Source organism: Phycisphaera sp. (genome assembly GCA_025916675.1).
Lineage (GTDB): Bacteria > Planctomycetota > Phycisphaerae > Phycisphaerales > UBA1924 > JAHCJI01.
Window position 1 is genome coordinate 1389888 of the sequence record CP098402.1, and the last position, 15803, is coordinate 1405690.

Sequence of the window (15803 nt, forward strand, 5' to 3'; positions counted from 1 at the left end):
GAGCGGCCCCCGACCCATTGGTGATGGGGGCCCCGGAGGCCCGGCGACCGCATGAGCGCCTCAACGTCCGCTTCATCCAACCCGTCACTGCCCGGCAGATCTTCTCCCGGTGGCACACCCGCCGCCCAGGGCGCCGGGTCGGGTGCGCCCAGCGCGCAGCAGGCCCTGGGTGAGTACCTCCAGGGCTTGCTCGAACGGCTGTGCGCGCTGTCGCGTGCTCAGGCTGGGTTGGCGTTCATCCGCCCCGGTCAGCAGCGTGCGGGCGGGCTCGCGGCGCTGCATGCCCCCGGTGGTGAACAACTCGCCGAGCAACTGCGTGCAGACGCGCAATTGTTGTCGCGGTTGTCGACACTTGCGGATCGCGCTGCGGCGCAGGCCGAGCAGAACGGCGTGATGGGGACCATCAGCGAGAGCGTGACACTGGGCGGCGGAGCGCTCTACCACGCGCAGGCCACGCATCGGGCGACCGCCGTGCCGCTCGTCGCGCTGGGGCAGGCCGAGGGCGCGTGCGTGGTGCTTACGCCGATGGGCGAGAAGGGCACCGAGCTGACCGAGCGGTCGCTGCTCGTCGCCGCCGAGGGCTTCGAGGGATTTCTCTGGAGCCAGCGGGCGATGGCCGAGGCCGAGCGCACGGCCCGGCTGCGCGAGACTCTTGAGATGCTCGACGCCGCCCAGCGCGGCGCGTCAGCGTCGTCAATGGCCAGCCTCTTCTGCGATGAACTCCGCCGACGGTTCGGCTGTTCGCGTGTCTCGGTCGGACTGGTCCAAGGCCACGACATCAAGGCCGTCGCGATCAGCGGTGCCGATATCATCGATCGCCGCAATCCGGCTGTTGAAGCGCTCGAAGCGGCCATGGAGGAGTGTGCCGATCAGGATATCGAGGTGGTGTTCCCTCAGAGCGAGGAGTTGGCACCGGCCGAGCGTCGTGTCGTCCGGGCGCATGGCGAGTTGTCGCGGAGCTTCGGGCCGTCGAGCATCGTGAGCCTGCCGCTACGTGTGGATGGTGATCTTGTCGGGGTCGCCGTGCTTGAGCGCGATGCCGACGATCCGTTCCCGGCTGGTTCGCTGGGTTTGTTGCGATTGGTCGCCGAGTTCATCGGGCCGGCGGTGTGGACGCGGCGGCTGGCCGACCGGGGCATCCTGGCCGTCTCGCGGGATCGGGTGCTCGACTTCGGTTCGGCCATCGTCGGTCCGCGGCACACGCTACTGAAGCTCGTGGGTGTGCTTGCGCTCCTGGTGTTCGTGGCGTTGGCCGCGACGCCGATTCCTGATGTTGTCAGCGCCCAGGCCGAGACCAAACCGGCGGCCCAGCGTGCGCTGACGCCGCCGTACCAGGGCTATCTGGCGTGGGTGGGCGTGAAGCCCGGCGATGCCGTCACCGCGGGCCAGGTGATCGCACGCATGGACACGACCGAGCGTGAGGCCCGCCTCACATCGCTCGAAGCGCAGTATGCGGCCAGACGCTCGGAGCGCGAGGCGGAGCTGTCTCGCGGCCGAATGGAGCAGGCCGATGTGCTGGACTTCCAGCTGGGCGAGTTGGACGCGCAGATCGGTCTGCTGCGATACGAGATCGAGCGTGCGCAGATGCGTGCGCCGATCGATGGCCGTGTGGCGGGTGCCGATCTCGAGCCGTGGCTCGACGCCTCTGTTGCACCGGACACACCGCTCGTGCGCATCGTGGGCGACCAGAGCGTGATCGTGCTGCGCGTGCCCGAGCGTGACATCGCGGCGGCCCAGAAGCGTTTGACAAATGAGGATGCCGAGGAAACGGACGGCACGTTCGCGCCGCGGGCCCGTCCCGAGGAACGCCTGCCGTTGCGATTGGTCCGCGTGAACCCGCAAGCCGAGGCGGTCTCTGGCGGCAATGTATATCTGGTTGAGGCGGAGTTGGTCGGTGAGGAGCCCTCGTGGCTGAAGCCGGGCATGACCGGCCGGGCCCGCGTGCGCTCGGGCTGGACAACACCGCTGGTTCGTCTTGCTCGACCGCTGATCGACCGGGCCCAGATGGCCTGGTGGTGGTAGGAGTCCGCGATGGCCCAGCCACCGATCAAGCGGCGCGGCCGCGACATCGCCTCGACCTTCAGCGACATGTGGTATCGCGTCGGGCCGACCACGCCCAGGCTGAGCGCACACGCCCGCGTGGTGCGGCAGCACTATGGGCCGACGATCGCCTACGTCGTCGAGGATCCCGCGAGCGGGCAGTTCTACCGCATGAGCGAGAGCGCCCACTTCTTCCTGGGCATGCTCGACGGGCGGACCACGGTCGACCAGGCCTGGGAGGCCTGCAACGACCAGCTCGGCGACGCCGCCCCCACGCAGCGCGAGGTCATCGACCTGCTCAGCCGGCTGCAGCTCTTTGGCCTCGTGCTGGGTGAGAGCGCGCTCGACGCCGAGATGCTCGAGCAGCGGCTCACCAAAGCCAAACGCCAGCGCACGCAGAAGCGCACCGGCAAGTGGATGTTCCCGCACGTCCCGATCGTGAATCCCGAGCCATTCCTTCGCCGGCACGAGAAGCTCTGCCGGGTATTGTTCGGCCGCACGGCCGGCGTGCTCTGGATCATCCTGGTCTCGATCGCGTTGGTCCTGGTCTTTGCCAACGTCCACCGCTTCGGTGACGAGCTCAACAAGGTCGCCCAGCTCTCGGCCTCGACGATCGCCACGCTCGGCGTGATCTTCCTGGTCTTGCGCGTCGTCCACGAGTTGGGCCACGCGATGGCGTGTAAAGCGTTCGGCGGCCGGAGTACCGAGATCGGCGTGATCCTGATCGCGTACGTCATGCCGCTGCCCTACTGCGACGCGAGCAGCGCGTGGCGGTTCGCGAGGGTGTGGCCGCGCGTGTGCGTATCGCTGGCGGGGATACTGGCCGAGACGGTGCTCGCGGCACTCGCGGTGGTCTATTGGGCCTTCGGCAGCGACCCGGTGTGGACGAGCATCGCCTACCAGGTCATGCTCGTCTCGGGCGTGAGCACGCTGGTGTTCAATCTCAACCCGCTGCTGCGTTATGACGGATACTACATCCTGAGCGACCTGACCGGTACGCCTAACCTGGCCCAACGCTCACGCGAGATGCTCAAGTACCTGATCCAGTACTACGCGTATGGCGTCAAGGGCTCGCGCGGGCCCAGCCTGCGTTCGCTCGGTGAGGGCTGGTTGCTCGCGGTGTATGGGTTACTCGCCACACCCTATCGCGTGTTCATCGCGATCGCGATCCTGCTCATTATCGCCAGCAAGTATCTGACGCTGGGCGTCGCGCTCGCGGTAGCGATGGGCGCGATCTGGCTGGTGTATCCGATCTTCAAGACCGCTGGATTCCTGTTGAGCGACCCGAAGCTGGAGGGGCACCGGGCGCGAGCTCTCAGCGTGACCCTCGCGGCGCTGGCCGTGGTGATCGGGCCCATCATGCTCGCGCCGCTACCCACGCCGACGTACGCCGTGGCCACGATCGAGCCCGCGCGCATGGACGGCCTTCGCACGCTCGAGGGCGGCATCCTCGCCGAACTCCTCGTCGATCCCGGTGACGCGGTCGAAGAAGGCCAGATCGTCGCGCGGCTCGAAAACCGTGGACTGCAGGCCGAGTTGGAAGCCACACGCGCCCGGCTGGCCCAGGCGCAGACGCAATACCGGACTTCGCTCAAGGGTCCGGCGGCCGAGCAGGAAGAGTTCCGCCAGGCGGTGCGCGTCGTGGAAGAACAACTGGCCCGTGCCGAGCGGCGCGTTGCGAACCTACGCGTGCTGGCCCCAGTCTCCGGCGTGGTCTCGCCACTCAGCGAGCAGACCTCGGCGGACCTCCGATCCCGCATCGGCGCATGGGTGCCGCGCGGCACGGCCCTGGGCATGGTCGTCAGCGAGGGCGATCTGGTCGTGCGTGCGATGGTGCCCGATCGCGACCATGCGTTCGTATTCCGCGGCCAGGACGAGAGCGAGATCAACGCGAGGGTGCGGCTGGCCAGCGCGCCCGGCGACGTGATCAAGGCGGGGGTGCTGCGCACCGCCCCGCTGGGATCGAAAGAGCTCACCAGCCCGTCGCTCGCGTCCCAATCGGGCGGCGGCATCACCACCGATCCACGGACAACGGACCGAGCCATCGCGCTGACACCGAGCTTCGTCGTCGATCTTCGGCTCGCCAAGTTGACCCCCGGAACAGTTCCCGGCGTGCGGGCGTCGGTGCGGCTCGAAGGCCCGAACCGGCCGCTCGGCGTGCGCTGGTGGCGGCGGGCGAGCCAGTTCTTCGAGGGGCGAGCGTGGTGGTAGGTGGCACGCCGAGCGTGACGACGGCACCAGGAGCCGATCGGCTGTGGCCCGCGCTGTCGCGCGAGGAGCGTCGTGAGGAGCCGCTCGAGGGTGTCGACCGCGTGGCGGCGAACCTCCAGGGACGGGTCATCCGCCGCCGCGTGAGCACGCACGAGCGGGACCTGGCCGGGGCGATCCTCGATACGGCTCGGGCCTGCCAGGACCTCACCGAAGCGTCCCTTGGCGAGCGGATCGATGCCGTGCGCCAGCACGCCCACCGGATCGCGCGGCAGGACTCGAAGCTGGACAGCGACGCGCTCCGCGAGGCCTACGCCGTGGGCGTCGAGGCCGTCCGGCGGACGACCGGGCTGACGCTGTACCCCGAGCAGGTGATGGGCGCGCTCGTGCTCCGCGGTGGGGCCGTCGCCGAGATGGCAACGGGCGAGGGCAAGACGGTGACGGCCATCCTGCCCGCCGCGCTCGCGGGGTGGACCGGGCGCGGCGTGCATGTCGCCACGGTCAACGATTACCTGGCCAAACGCGACGCGCAGTTGTGCGAGAGCGCGTACGCCCGGCTCGGCTTGCGCGTTGGCGTGCTGGAAGAGGGCATGAAGAAGGCCGACCGCCGCGCGCAGTACGATCTTGATATTACCTACGGGGCCGACAAGCAGTTCATCTTCGATTTTCTGCGCGACCGGCTCAGCCAGCCGCTCTCGCCGAGCGTCGCCGGCAGCGTGCTCGACGCCGTGACGCACGAGGACGACCGCCAGGCCTGGACGAACGATGTTGTCCAGCGCGGCCTGCACGCGGCGATCGTCGACGAGGCCGACAGCGTACTCATCGACGAAGCCGCCACGCCGGCGATCATCGCGCTGCCCGCCGGTGATGGCATCGGGGCCGATTCCGCCGAGCGGTACGCGGCGGGCATCGAGCTCGCCCGGGAACTCGAGCCCGATCGCCACTACAAGGCCGACGCCCGCACCCACCGCGTCAGCCTCACACGCGCGGGGCACGAGAAGCTCGGCGAACTGGCGGCCGACCCCAATCGTAATCTGCCCGCGTTCTGGGCCGGCCCGCGTCGGCGCGAAGAACTCGTCAGCCAGGCCCTCAGTGCCATCGTGCTGCACCGGCGTGACGACGACTACATCGTGCGACCCAACAAAGAAGGCAAGCGCGAGGTCGTGATCGTCGACCGCTCGACCGGCCGCGTGCTCGAGGGCCGCCAGTGGCAGCTCGGGCTGCACCAGGCCGTCGAGGTCAAGGAGGGCCTAGACCCGAGCGAGCGCCGCCACACCGCCGCGCGCGTGAGCTACCAGCGCTACTTCGCGCGGTATAGGTCACTCGCCGGCATGACGGGCACCGGCTGGGAGGTCGCGCCCGAGCTGTGGCGGACGTACAACCTCCGCGTCGTCCGCGTGCCAACGCACCGCCCGATCGCGAGGGTGGAGCGGGCCGACCGCACGTTCGCCACAGAGGACGAGAAGTTCGCCGCCGTCGCCAAAGCGACGCGTCGCGCCCACGACAAGTCGCAGCCCGTGCTCGTGGGCTCGCGATCGGTGCACGACTCCGAGCGTCTGGCGGGCCTGCTCGCCGAACAGGGCCTCGAATGCAAGGTCCTGAACGCCCGGCACGAGGCCGAGGAGGCCGCGATCATCGAGGGCGCGGGGCGGGCCGGGGCGATCACGGTGGCCACGAGCATGGCCGGCCGCGGCACCGATATCAAGCTCGACGACGACGCGCGCGAGGCGGGCGGCCTGCTCGTCCTCGCCGTCGAACGCAACCACGAGCGGCGCGTCGACCGCCAGCTCTTCGGCCGCAGCGGCCGCCAGGGGGATGTGGGCGAGGCCGTCGCGTTCGTGTCGCTCGACGACGAGATGGTCGTGCGCTACGGCCTGCCGCCCCTGCGCTGGCTCACCCGCGTGAGCCCAGACCCCGTGCGGAGCACCCTCACCCGCCTGCTCGTCCGCCAGGCCCAGCGCGCCGCCACGCGCCGCTGGATGCTGATCCGCGAGGAGGCCGGGCGGATCGACGCGTGGGTGGACCTGGCGTTCCATCAGCGCAGCCGGTGATCGCGGAGAGGCATGAACGCAGAGGTCGCCGAGGGCTCGGAGGGGATCCGTCCGAGCCGCGTGCGTGAGCACGCGGACCAACGAATGCAAGCAAGAGCGTTGAACGGGAAGGCCGCGAAGGGCTCGAAGCAAGACCCAACGAGCCCCTCGCGCGAGCGAGGGGAATGGACGCAAGAAGAGAATTGAACGCAGAGGTCGCAGAGGGCGCGGAGGTATTCTTCAACGAGCCGCTGGCGTGAGCCAGCAGACAGTATGCTGCATTCGTTTTGCTACGAGTCGAATAGTAACGGGGGAGGCTCGCACTGCCGAATCAGAGCGTTGTCATTGAGGGTTGTGCGTCCGTCCTTCGAAGCGAGATGCCCAGTTCGCAGCAACTCCTGGATCCGACTGCGAATTTCCTTCCGCAGCAAGTAGCCAAACCAGCATTCGATCACATGTTGGATCAGTGTGCCTCGTTCGGTCCATTCTCGTGCACCCGCGAGGATCGTTGCATCAATGTCGGCACCATGTCTTGTCTTCTCCAGTTGCACAATATCAAATAAGCCAGAATCTCTTGGGTATTCGTTGGCCAAGAATTCTCGACGAGCATTGACTGCCTCGTCATTCATCAGGCTAAGTGCGGTATCACTGCGTGAGGCAAACACTAAAAAGTACTTGGGAATACGGTGGCTATCAGAGGCGAACACTTTGTAGAACTGTACATGTTTAAACCGGGTTTCAAGCGTTTTGCGAAAACCAAGGATGGTGTTGTCAACCTGATCTACAAAGCTCACATCTGGTGCCACAAACTCCTGCCACCAATCTCCACCAGCAATGGTATTGAGAACGGCTGGGCTCAGCGTTGGTACGGGTGCCGCCTCCTCATCGATCTCTAGAGGCGCTTTAAGTGAGGCCCTAGCGCATCGGCAGAATGCGAACGCGTTGAAGTTCAGTAGCAACTCGATGCTGCTGCCGGCCTCAAGTAGCCGAAACACATGGTCCAATGAAGCTAAATCAAGACCCTTCAACGCGAAAGGATCAAGAAACAAGAAGACGGAATGCGTTTTGGATGCTTGCAGTATGTCGCCCAAATGCTCTTCGAAGCTGCCGTGCTTTGCCGTGGCGAACGAGAATGGGCCGAGAGTGTCGCATAGCTGTTTGTGTAAGGATGCATTAGCTTCTATTGCTATGAGTTTAGCACTGAATCGACTTCGTGCGATACATCTCGCGATCAATAATGGGGAGCCATCCGAGTTGTCGCTGAACTTGCCTGGGCCGACAAAGCCATCAACAACAAGTATGGGTCTGCCAATCGCTTGCGAGACCTTGGGAAGATAATTGGACAGATAGCCTTCGAGGATACGATCTTTCTGCTTTGACCACGATCGCTTAGCGACGAAGAACTGCTCATCTGCTTGATGCGTCAATTCATCACCTCCCGTTCACGTAGCCGGCATCCCATCCCACGTCCTCCCTTCCAATTCCCTTCCCGTCTCCTTCTTCCTCACCCCACCCCATTGCTTGAAGAAGAACGGCACGCGCTTCTCCTCGCACTGGTTCTTGATCTGCAGCGCCCACGAGCCCTGCATGGGGCGGGCACCCGGGCCGCTCTCGCCGCCGACGATGACCCAGTGGATGTTCTTCAGGGGCATGCGTGCGAGCGGGCCGAGAAGCGGCTCGCACGAGAGGAAGCGGACGTGCGCGGGGGTCTTCTGCAAGAGGCGGATGCGCTCGTAGTACCGGGCGCTCTCCACGCTCGTGCCCAGCCAGATGTTCTCCGGCCATGGGAGGCGGGCGGCCAGTTCGAGTGCGCGATGCGGGCGTTTGGTCAAGACCTGGAAGCTGTGCTGGGGGCACTCGGCCATCACTCGGAACACGCGCGCGACGAACGCCTCGGGCACGGCCTCGTGGAACAGGTCGCTCATGGAGTTGACGAAGATCGTGCGGCCGAGCTTCCACGAGCGCGGCAGGTCGAGGGCGCCCTCGTCCAGGTTCACCCGGCCGGTGAAGACGGGGCGGCCATCCCTCGCCTTGCCCGCCGTGCCGACATATTTGCCGGTGCCCTTCTGCATCTTTTCCAACCGCAATGCCATGCGGGCGGCATAGCAATTGAGGCACCCCGGGCTGACCGGCGTACACCCGGCGATGGGGTTCCACGTCGCGCTCGTCCACTCGATGGTCGATCCCTGGGCCATGTCCGTTCCCTCCCTTTTGACGCTCGGCACGCATCCATGCGGCTATACGAACATACGCCTATCGGCCTGAGGCTGTTTCGCGCTTGACACGGATTGCTGCGATCACGATCCCCAGCAGATCCTCATCGACGAGAACGTGGGGCGGATCTGCGGGCGACGCGAGCGCATCCATCGGTTCCGGCAAACTCCCAACCTGCCACGGCGAGTTCCTTCCTTGCCACCGTGAACTCCTCACATGCCACCGTGAACTCCTCACCTGCCACGGCGGGCTCCTTCCTTGCCATCGTGGGGAACCTCGGATCTCCCCTCACGGGCTTTGAGTGGCGTTTTTTTGCCTCTCGGACCCATCTCGCCGTGCCACCAAGAGAGAAACTTTGCGGATCATTCGGATTGGGCTGGATCGCCGGCCCGATGCGTCCGATGCCAGGGGTGTGCCGGGCCACTCGGGCCCGGGAAGACTCGAACCGTGGCCCGCCGCTGGCGTCGTTCGCTTCGCTGCCCGCCGCACGGAGGCTTGCGTGATGCAGGTCCTTCTTCTGAAGCCGTCGGCGGCTCGGCGCGTTCTGCCCGCCAAACGTACTTTGACCAAGGCCCGGAATACCTTCCGCGCCGCGCCCGCGGCGCATGGCCCCGCTGGCGAAGCGACAGGACAACGCTCATGAGCACCATCCCTCCGAACCCCGACGACGCCATCCTCTGGCTCACCGACCACCTGGCCACCTGGGGCGCCGACCCCGCGGCCGTAGGCCTGGCCGAGGCGGACATCACGGAAATGCAGGCCGCTCTGGACGCCGCGATCGCGGCGCGCGGCCAGACGGTCGCGCTGCGCAGCCAGAGCAAGTCGGCCACGAGCGACTACCACACCAAGCTCAAGGACATGCGCTCGGACACGTCGCTGCGCGTGTCCAAGATCCGCACCTTCGCCCGCGGATCGGCGGACCCCGCCAGCGTGTACACGCTGGCCGAGATCCCCGCGCCGGCTACGCCTACCGAGGCGCCCGCCCCGGCGACGCCCTCGGACTTCCGCGTGTCGCTCGAGGAGAGCGGGGCGCTGCGCTTCACGTTCAAGTGCTCCAACCCGGCCCGCGTGAGCGGCGTGACCTACCGCGTCGAGCGGCAGGACACCCCTCCCCAGGGCGCCTTTACCTTCGTGACCAACGCGAAGGAGAAGGCCTTTGTCGACCAGAGCTTCCCCAACACCAGCACCGCCATCACGTACCGCGTGACGGCGCAGACGTCCACCAAGGACAGCGCCGCCACGTACTTCACCGTGCGCTATGGCGCGGGCAACCAGGCGGCGATCCTGAGCGAGGGTCCAATGATCGGTGGGCAGGCGGCGTAGCCGCAGTGCTTGTTTGATGTACCCAGTTTGATGCTCCTTGTTTGGGCGAGGGGGTCCGGTGCGAGCCGGGCCCCCTTGTTGTTTTGTTTCGCTACCGACGGTTCTTGCACGCTCGACGCTCTGGCGGAGCCGAAGACGGCTGCGCCAGAGCTGCCCCAACGGGGTTGTTCTTGAGCGGTCGCTTCGCTCCCTTGGCGGCCGCATGAGCGGCCGGGCCCTTGCGGGCCGCGCCGGGGACATGCGCCCTGCGCCCGAAGACGGGCTGGTTCGGATGCCCCGTCGCAAACGTCCAAGACCCAATCGTGCGCCAAGGGCTCTTGACGCCGAAGCATCCGCCGAGCGAGTCTTCGAGCGAAAGCGCATGCGGGAGGCGCGGCCGCTTCTGCAGCCCGGGCGGTAGCCCGCAAGCGAGCAACGCGAGCGCCCAAGAACAACCAAACGGAGCGCAGCGCAGGCGCAGCCGTCCTCGGCTCCGCCGCAGCGTCGAGCGTTCGGAACGCGCCGGAGCACCCTCCCGAACCCCCGCGACCGCCCAACACCACGAGCGCCCCACGCCGAAGCATCCGCCGAGCGAGTCTTCGAGCGACAGCGCATGCGAGAGGCGCGGCCGCTTCTGCGGCCCGGCCGGGTAGGCCGCAAGCGAGCAAAGCGAGCGCCCAAGAGCAACCCCGTTGGTCGAGCGCTGGCGCAGCGGTCTTCCGCTCCGCCGAGCGGCGAAGAACCAGAAACGTTTATTCGACACAATGGAACAGCCCGAGGCGCACGGATACTCGGCCGTTGGTCCGCGTGCTCACGCCCGCGGCTCGGAAAGAGCCGGCTATTCGGCCGTGTCAGGCTCGCGCGCCGGCACGCCGTCGCGGGGCCCGCGCCACAGGAACACAACTAATATCGCCACCCCGATGATCAGCCACAGGTCCGCAAGGTTGCTGACGTAGGGCCAGACCTCGCGGCCGCTCCAGGGGGTGCTGATGCCAAAGGGATACTCCATGCCCGGCAGCGGGTGCAGGAAGTCGCGCACGCAGGCGAAGCGGACGCGGTCGTAGAGGTTGCCCAGGCCACCGGCGATCACCAGGCCGATGGCCGCGTGCGCGACGCGGTCGCGGCGGCCGGTCCACTTGGCGAACATGAACAGCGCGAAGCCGATGGCGGCGGTGGTGGCGACGATGAAGAACACCCGCTTGCCCGCGCCGATGCCGAAGACGGCGCCGGGGTTGAGGACCAGCTGCAGTTCGAGCACGCGGGGGATGATCGTCGTGGGTTCGTGCCGGGGGATGAGGGCCTGGAGCTCGGTGGCGCCGACGACCGCTTCGCGATCGATGGCCACGGGCGCCTCGGCCAGCGTGTTGAAGGCGATGGTCTTGCTGGCCAGATCGATGGCGGTGCCGATGGCGACGACCATCAAGAGGAAGAGCCACGCCGCTCGGCCCGGTTTGTGGGCGGGTCGTGTGCTTGGCGTGCCCTTGGCGGGTTGTTGCTTCGCCGACGCTCTCTTCGTGGGGGTCACGGCTAACGCCGCCCCTCGATCTCGCGGGCCGCATCGATCGAGTAGCGGGCCCAGGGCAGCTCGGCGAGGCGTTCCTCGCGGATGGGCTTGCCGGTCTGGACGCACAGGCCGAAGACGCCGTCCTCGATGCGCTTGAGCGCGGCGTCGATCTCGCGGATGAGGTTGCGCTCGGCGGCGGCCAGGTCGAGCGAGAGCGTCTGGTCGGCGGCATCGCTGCCCGCGTCGGCCATGTGCTGGGGCGTGTGGCTGAGGTTGCCCGATCCGCCGCCGGTGAGCGCGTCGCCCTCGAGGCCGGCGACCTCGGCGAACACCTGGGCGCGCTTGGCCAGCAGCGTCTGGCGGAACTTGTCGAGCTCCCGCTTGCCGAAGGGGCTCTTGGTCGGGTATGCCTCGGCTTCGGCCTTGGCTTCGACCGCGCGGCGATCGGACGAAGAGATCAGCGGCTTGGGCGCCGGGCCACCCGGGCTCAGGAGCCCGCCGATGCCCTCGGGCATGACGGCCGCCGGCGGCTTGGGCCGCTTGGGCCGGCTCGGACGGCTGGGCGCGTCCTTGCCCTTGGCGTTCGCCGGCGGGGGTGGTGGAGGCGGTGGTGGTGGCGGAGGGGCGGCCTTCTTGGGCTTGCTCGACGAGGCGGCCTTGGTGGACGCGGGCTTGTTCGACGAGGCCTTCTTCTTGGTGGTCGTCGATTGGGTGGGCGTCGATGCCGGCTTGGCGAGCGCCTTCTTCGGAGCCGCCTTCTTGGTTGTCTTCTTCGAGGTCTTCGTTGTGGTCTTCTTTGTCGTCTTCGTTGCCGGGGGCTTCTTGGTTGTCTTCTTGGAGGTCTTCTTGGCCGCCGCGGCGCTCGGCTTCGGGGCCGTCGCCTTCTTCGTTGTGGTCTTCGCGGAGGGCTTCTTCTTCGTCTTCTTCGATGTGGCGGCGCGACCGCCCTTGGCCTTGGCCGCGGTTGAGGACTTGGAGGTGCTGGTCTTCTTCTTGGCCACCTGGGCTCCGGTAAGGGCCGGAGGAGAGGGAACTGGCGCAAGCCCGCGCGGGCCCGCCGGCCGAAGGACGCCAACAGTAGGAGGCCTCTCGCTCGGCGTCAAAATGGGTGGCGGGGGTAGGGCTGGCGGCTCGCTAGGCCTCCTGATCGGCCTCCTCGGGTCCCGCTGGGACCCGTTCGACCACGCCGTAGCTGCCCAGCTTGCGGTACCGCTGGTATCGCTGCTCGAGCAGGTCCTCGGTGCCCAATTCGGTCAGGGCCTCGAGCTGGGCCACGATCCACTGCTCGAGCCGGCGGGCGGCGTCGGCGGTGTCGCGGTGGGCCCCGCCGGCGGGCTCGTCGATCACGGCGTCGACCACGCCCAGTTCCAGGTTGTCGCGGGCGGTGAGCTTGAGGGCGGTGGCCGCCTGGCTGTTGGTCCGCTCGTTGGCCTGCTTCCACAAGATCGCCGCGCAGCCCTCGGGGCTGATGACCGAGTACCACGCGTGCTGGAGCATGGCCACGCGGTCGCCCACGGCGATGCCCAGGGCGCCGCCCGAGCCGCCCTCGCCGATGACGATCGACACGATGGGAACGGGCAGCAGGCTCATCTCGCGGAGGTTGTACGCGATGGCCTCGGCCTGGCCGCGCTGCTCGGCTTCCAGGCCCGGGAACGCGCCGGGCGTGTCGACGAACGTCACGATCGGCACGCCGAACTTGGCGGCCATCTGCATCTTCTGGATGGCCTTGCGATAGCCCTCGGGGTGCGGGCAGCCGAAGTGGCAGCGGAGCTTCTCCTGCGTGTCGCGGCCCTTGTGGTGGGCCACGATCATGCACTTGAAGTCGCCGATGCGGCCGAAGCCGGTGACGATGGCGGGATCTTCCCCGCTGCGCCGGTCCCCGTGGAGCTCGGCGAAGTCACGGCAGAATGCCTCGATGTAATCGCGCCCCTGGGGACGGTCGGGATGGCGGGCGACGCGGACGGTGTTCCACGGGCTGAGCTGCTTGTAGAGCTCGGCCATGGTCTGGCTGTGGCGGGCCAGGCGATCGGCCAGCGCGTGCTCGGCCTCGGCCAACTCGGCAGGGTCGCCCGAGCCCGACGGGCTGGCCCCGCTGGTCAGGGCGTCGACGCGGCTCTTGAGCTGGCCGATCTCGTCGTCCAGGGCGCGCAGGGGCTGCTCGAAGTCGAGGGTGTAGTAGCTGGCCATGTGGTCTCCGTGACTATTCGGCCAATCGTAGTGGCGGGCCGTACCGTGTGCCATGAGCCCAGCATCCAAACATGTCGACGTCTGCCCGCTCCTGGTCATCGGCGGGGGGGCCATGGCTGGGGCCATCTTGGCGGGCGCGGCGAAGGCCGACCTGCTGGACGGACCCTGTATCGTCGCCGAGCCAGATCAGACCAAGCGGAAGGCCCTGAGCGCCATGGCCCCCTCGATCGACGCGGTGGAGTCCATCGCCGCCGCCTTCGAGGCCTTGCCCTACGACGACGCCTCGGTACTCCTGGCCGTCAAGCCGCAGATGCTGCCGGGCGTCGCCGAAGAGATCGACGCGGCCGTCGGCGAGCGGATGCTGGAGGATCGCTGCATCATCAGCATCCTGGCGGGTGTGACCACGAGCAGGCTGTCAGGAGCACTCAAGGGCCGGGTCGTCCGGGCCATGCCCAACCTCCCGGCGAAGGTGGGCATGGGCGCGACGGCCATCAGCGGGAGCGAGAACGCCACCGGCGAAGACCTGGATCGCGCCCACCGGCTCTTCCGCGCCGCTGGCGAGGTCTACGACGTGCCCGAGAGCGCCATCGACGCGTTTACGGGCGTGGCGGGCAGCGGGCCGGCGTACGCGTTCCTGCTGGCCGAGGCGATGGCGGCCGGCGGGCTCGAGGCGGGTCAGGAAGCCGGACTCACCGGGGCCAGCATCCGCGCGATCGTCGCCCAGACCCTCCGCGGCGCGTCCGAGATGCTCCTTACTGAAGAGGACGGAAAACTCCCCGACCCCGCCGAGCTCCGCGCCGCCGTCACGAGCAAGGGCGGCACGACGGCGGCGGCGCTCGGCGTGCTTGAGGCCCGAGGAATGCGCGACGCGGTTCGAGACGCCGTGCTGGCGGCGGCGCGGCGGGCGGGGGAACTGGGGAACTGATCGCTCGCGGGCACGAATGGCTTGGCCCACACGAGGACACCGATATGCAGACTCTCAGACTCGCCCCCTTGGCGTTGACCACGATCTTTATGACCCTGGCCCTGGCCGCCTGCGGCGAATCCACGACGCCGCAAGCCCAACCCGCCGCGCCCGAAGCCGAAGCCACCCCCGCCGAGCCGCGCACCGACACGGCCGCGGTGGACGCCTTCAACGCCTACCGCCTCAACGCCAGTTCGGGCATGGGGGCGGAGGCGCTCGAGCACGTGCATCCGTCGTACTTCGATCTGGTCCAACGCCACATCGATCTGGCCCTGGACGCCGATCGCGCCACCATCGAGGCGTTGCCCTTCTTCGACCGCTTCATGGTCTTCGCCGTGCGCGTGCGCGTCGAGCCCGGGGTTCTGCGCACGATCACGCCACATGCCTTCGCCAAGATGGCCATCGATCATGGTTGGATCGAGAGCGAATTGATCGCCGCCGTGATGGTCGAGTCGGTCGAGTTGCTCCCCGAGGGCTTGGCCGAGCCAGAGCAAGCCGAGATCACCATGAGCCTGGGCGGGCGCACCAACCCGACGACCATGCCATTGCTTTACGAGGACGGCCGCTGGCTGGTCGACCTGGCCACCCTGACCGAGCGCGGCGCCGCCTCGGCCGAGCAGATGGCCGAGTTGATGGGCGACGATGCCGACGACATCGTGGTGCGCGGCCTGGCCGCCAAGGAGGGCAAGCCCGTGCCCGAGGACATCTACGCCCCGATCGGGCGGGAGTGAGCGCTCGTGGCCAACACCGATCGAGCCCGGACGAAGCGCATGGCTGTGATCGCAACATGTATGGCGTTCGTGAGTCTGACGCAGGCCGGCCTGCATGTGTTGGACGCAGCCGAAGCCGGTCGGAGAACGAGCGAAGCTCTCGGCCAAACTCTTGAGACCGCCATGGCCGACGGCTCGATTACGATCGAGTACGACGGGCTCAACACGGATCTATTGGCGATCGACCCCGGGCGGGCGGTCGCTCCGGGATCTGGTTCGAGTGTGTGATTCCAAGAGAACTGGATCAGGCCGCGTGTGCGGTTGCTTGGGATCTCCAAGACGCTCATGTCGGTCTGGTTCGCCCTAGTGTTCGTCGTGTTCGCCTGGCGGCCTAATCGGAATCTGGGTATTGACAACGGTTATTGGCACGCTCGAATGCCACATGCCCACGGCCCTCCGCCTCTACCGCCGTGGCTGGATGCGCCTGGGTCTGTGCCCGGCTGCGTGTACCGCCTCTCCAAGATCGAACTCGAGCACGATGGCCGCCGAGTCTGCCCCGAGTGCGGCGCGGCGTGGAGGCTTGACGACTCTGTTGAGGGATCCTCTTCATGACACTCGCAACCTTCGCGTCGGACGAAGGTCGC

General features: G+C 67.5%; 12 protein-coding genes. 7 read left to right on the top strand and 5 right to left on the bottom strand.

Translation table 11 applies throughout. From position 1 onward, the window contains the following. Positions 1-51: 51 nt before the first annotated feature. From NCW75_06030 to NCW75_06040, 3 genes are read left to right on the top strand one after another with little or no spacing between them, the layout of a single operon-like run. Positions 52-2022, top strand: a complete 1971-nt coding sequence (locus tag NCW75_06030; GenBank protein UYV13842.1) for a GAF domain-containing protein — start codon at positions 52-54, stop codon at positions 2020-2022. Positions 2023-2031: 9 nt separating this feature from the next. Next, the gene (locus tag NCW75_06035) at positions 2032-4251 is read left to right on the top strand and encodes a PqqD family peptide modification chaperone (GenBank protein UYV13843.1); all 2220 of its coding nucleotides are present in this window, start codon (positions 2032-2034) and stop codon (positions 4249-4251) included. 14 nt (positions 4252-4265) lie between these two features. Next, on the top strand, positions 4266-6299 hold the full coding sequence (locus NCW75_06040) for a hypothetical protein (protein ID UYV13844.1): 2034 nt from the start codon (positions 4266-4268) through the stop codon (positions 6297-6299). 269 nt (positions 6300-6568) lie between these two features. Here the strand turns inward: NCW75_06040 and tcmP are convergent, their stop codons facing one another. Together tcmP and NCW75_06050 are read right to left on the bottom strand one after the other, a co-directional pair. Further along, positions 6569-7705 carry a three-Cys-motif partner protein TcmP gene (gene tcmP / locus NCW75_06045; protein UYV13845.1) on the bottom strand — a complete coding sequence of 379 codons (1137 nt, stop codon included), beginning with the start codon at positions 7703-7705 and terminating at the stop codon, positions 6569-6571. 15 nt (positions 7706-7720) lie between these two features. After that, positions 7721-8473, bottom strand: a complete 753-nt coding sequence (locus tag NCW75_06050; protein ID UYV13846.1) for a phage Gp37/Gp68 family protein — start codon at positions 8471-8473, stop codon at positions 7721-7723. 658 nt (positions 8474-9131) lie between these two features. On the opposite strand from NCW75_06050, the gene NCW75_06055 reads away from it, so the two are divergent. Beyond that, a complete protein-coding gene (locus NCW75_06055) occupies positions 9132-9815 on the top strand; it encodes a hypothetical protein (GenBank protein ID UYV13847.1) in 684 nt (227 codons plus the stop codon). Between the two features lie 817 nt (positions 9816-10632). Here NCW75_06055 and NCW75_06060 read toward each other — a convergent pair. The 3 genes from NCW75_06060 to NCW75_06070 form a co-directional block, all read right to left on the bottom strand. Further along, the gene (locus NCW75_06060; GenBank protein ID UYV13848.1) at positions 10633-11319 is read right to left on the bottom strand and encodes a signal peptidase II; all 687 of its coding nucleotides are present in this window, start codon (positions 11317-11319) and stop codon (positions 10633-10635) included. Between the two features lie 2 nt (positions 11320-11321). Next, the gene (locus NCW75_06065; protein UYV13849.1) at positions 11322-12299 is read right to left on the bottom strand and encodes a TraR/DksA C4-type zinc finger protein; all 978 of its coding nucleotides are present in this window, start codon (positions 12297-12299) and stop codon (positions 11322-11324) included. A 133-nt stretch (positions 12300-12432) separates the two neighbouring features. After that, positions 12433-13485, bottom strand: a complete 1053-nt coding sequence (locus NCW75_06070; GenBank protein UYV13850.1) for an acetyl-CoA carboxylase carboxyltransferase subunit alpha — start codon at positions 13483-13485, stop codon at positions 12433-12435. A 52-nt stretch (positions 13486-13537) separates the two neighbouring features. Here NCW75_06070 and proC point away from each other — a divergent pair, with 52 nt between their 5' ends. The 3 genes from proC to NCW75_06085 are packed head-to-tail and all read left to right on the top strand — an operon-like array spanning position 13538 to position 15447. Next, a complete protein-coding gene (gene proC, locus NCW75_06075) occupies positions 13538-14410 on the top strand; it encodes a pyrroline-5-carboxylate reductase (protein UYV13851.1) in 873 nt (290 codons plus the stop codon). A gap of 44 nt (positions 14411-14454) precedes the next feature. Beyond that, the gene (locus NCW75_06080; GenBank protein UYV13852.1) at positions 14455-15180 is read left to right on the top strand and encodes a hypothetical protein; all 726 of its coding nucleotides are present in this window, start codon (positions 14455-14457) and stop codon (positions 15178-15180) included. Positions 15181-15219: 39 nt separating this feature from the next. Continuing rightward, positions 15220-15447 (top strand): hypothetical protein, encoded by a 228-nt coding sequence (locus NCW75_06085; GenBank protein UYV13853.1) that lies wholly within the window; start codon positions 15220-15222, stop codon positions 15445-15447. Positions 15448-15803: the final 356 nt, after the last annotated feature.

Bases quoted from the DNA above. Each gene is read 5' to 3' on its own strand.
- NCW75_06085 (UYV13853.1), top strand. From the start codon at position 15,220: ATGGCTGTGATCGCAACATGTATGGCGTTCGTGAGTCTGACGCAGGCC.
- NCW75_06055 (UYV13847.1), top strand. From the start codon at position 9,132: ATGAGCACCATCCCTCCGAACCCCGACGACGCCATCCTCTGGCTCACC.
- NCW75_06035 (UYV13843.1), top strand. From the start codon at position 2,032: ATGGCCCAGCCACCGATCAAGCGGCGCGGCCGCGACATCGCCTCGACC.
- NCW75_06030 (UYV13842.1), top strand. From the start codon at position 52: ATGAGCGCCTCAACGTCCGCTTCATCCAACCCGTCACTGCCCGGCAGA.
- proC (UYV13851.1), top strand. From the start codon at position 13,538: ATGAGCCCAGCATCCAAACATGTCGACGTCTGCCCGCTCCTGGTCATC.
- NCW75_06080 (UYV13852.1), top strand. From the start codon at position 14,455: ATGCAGACTCTCAGACTCGCCCCCTTGGCGTTGACCACGATCTTTATG.
- NCW75_06050 (UYV13846.1), bottom strand. From the start codon at position 8,473: ATGGCCCAGGGATCGACCATCGAGTGGACGAGCGCGACGTGGAACCCC.
- NCW75_06070 (UYV13850.1), bottom strand. From the start codon at position 13,485: ATGGCCAGCTACTACACCCTCGACTTCGAGCAGCCCCTGCGCGCCCTG.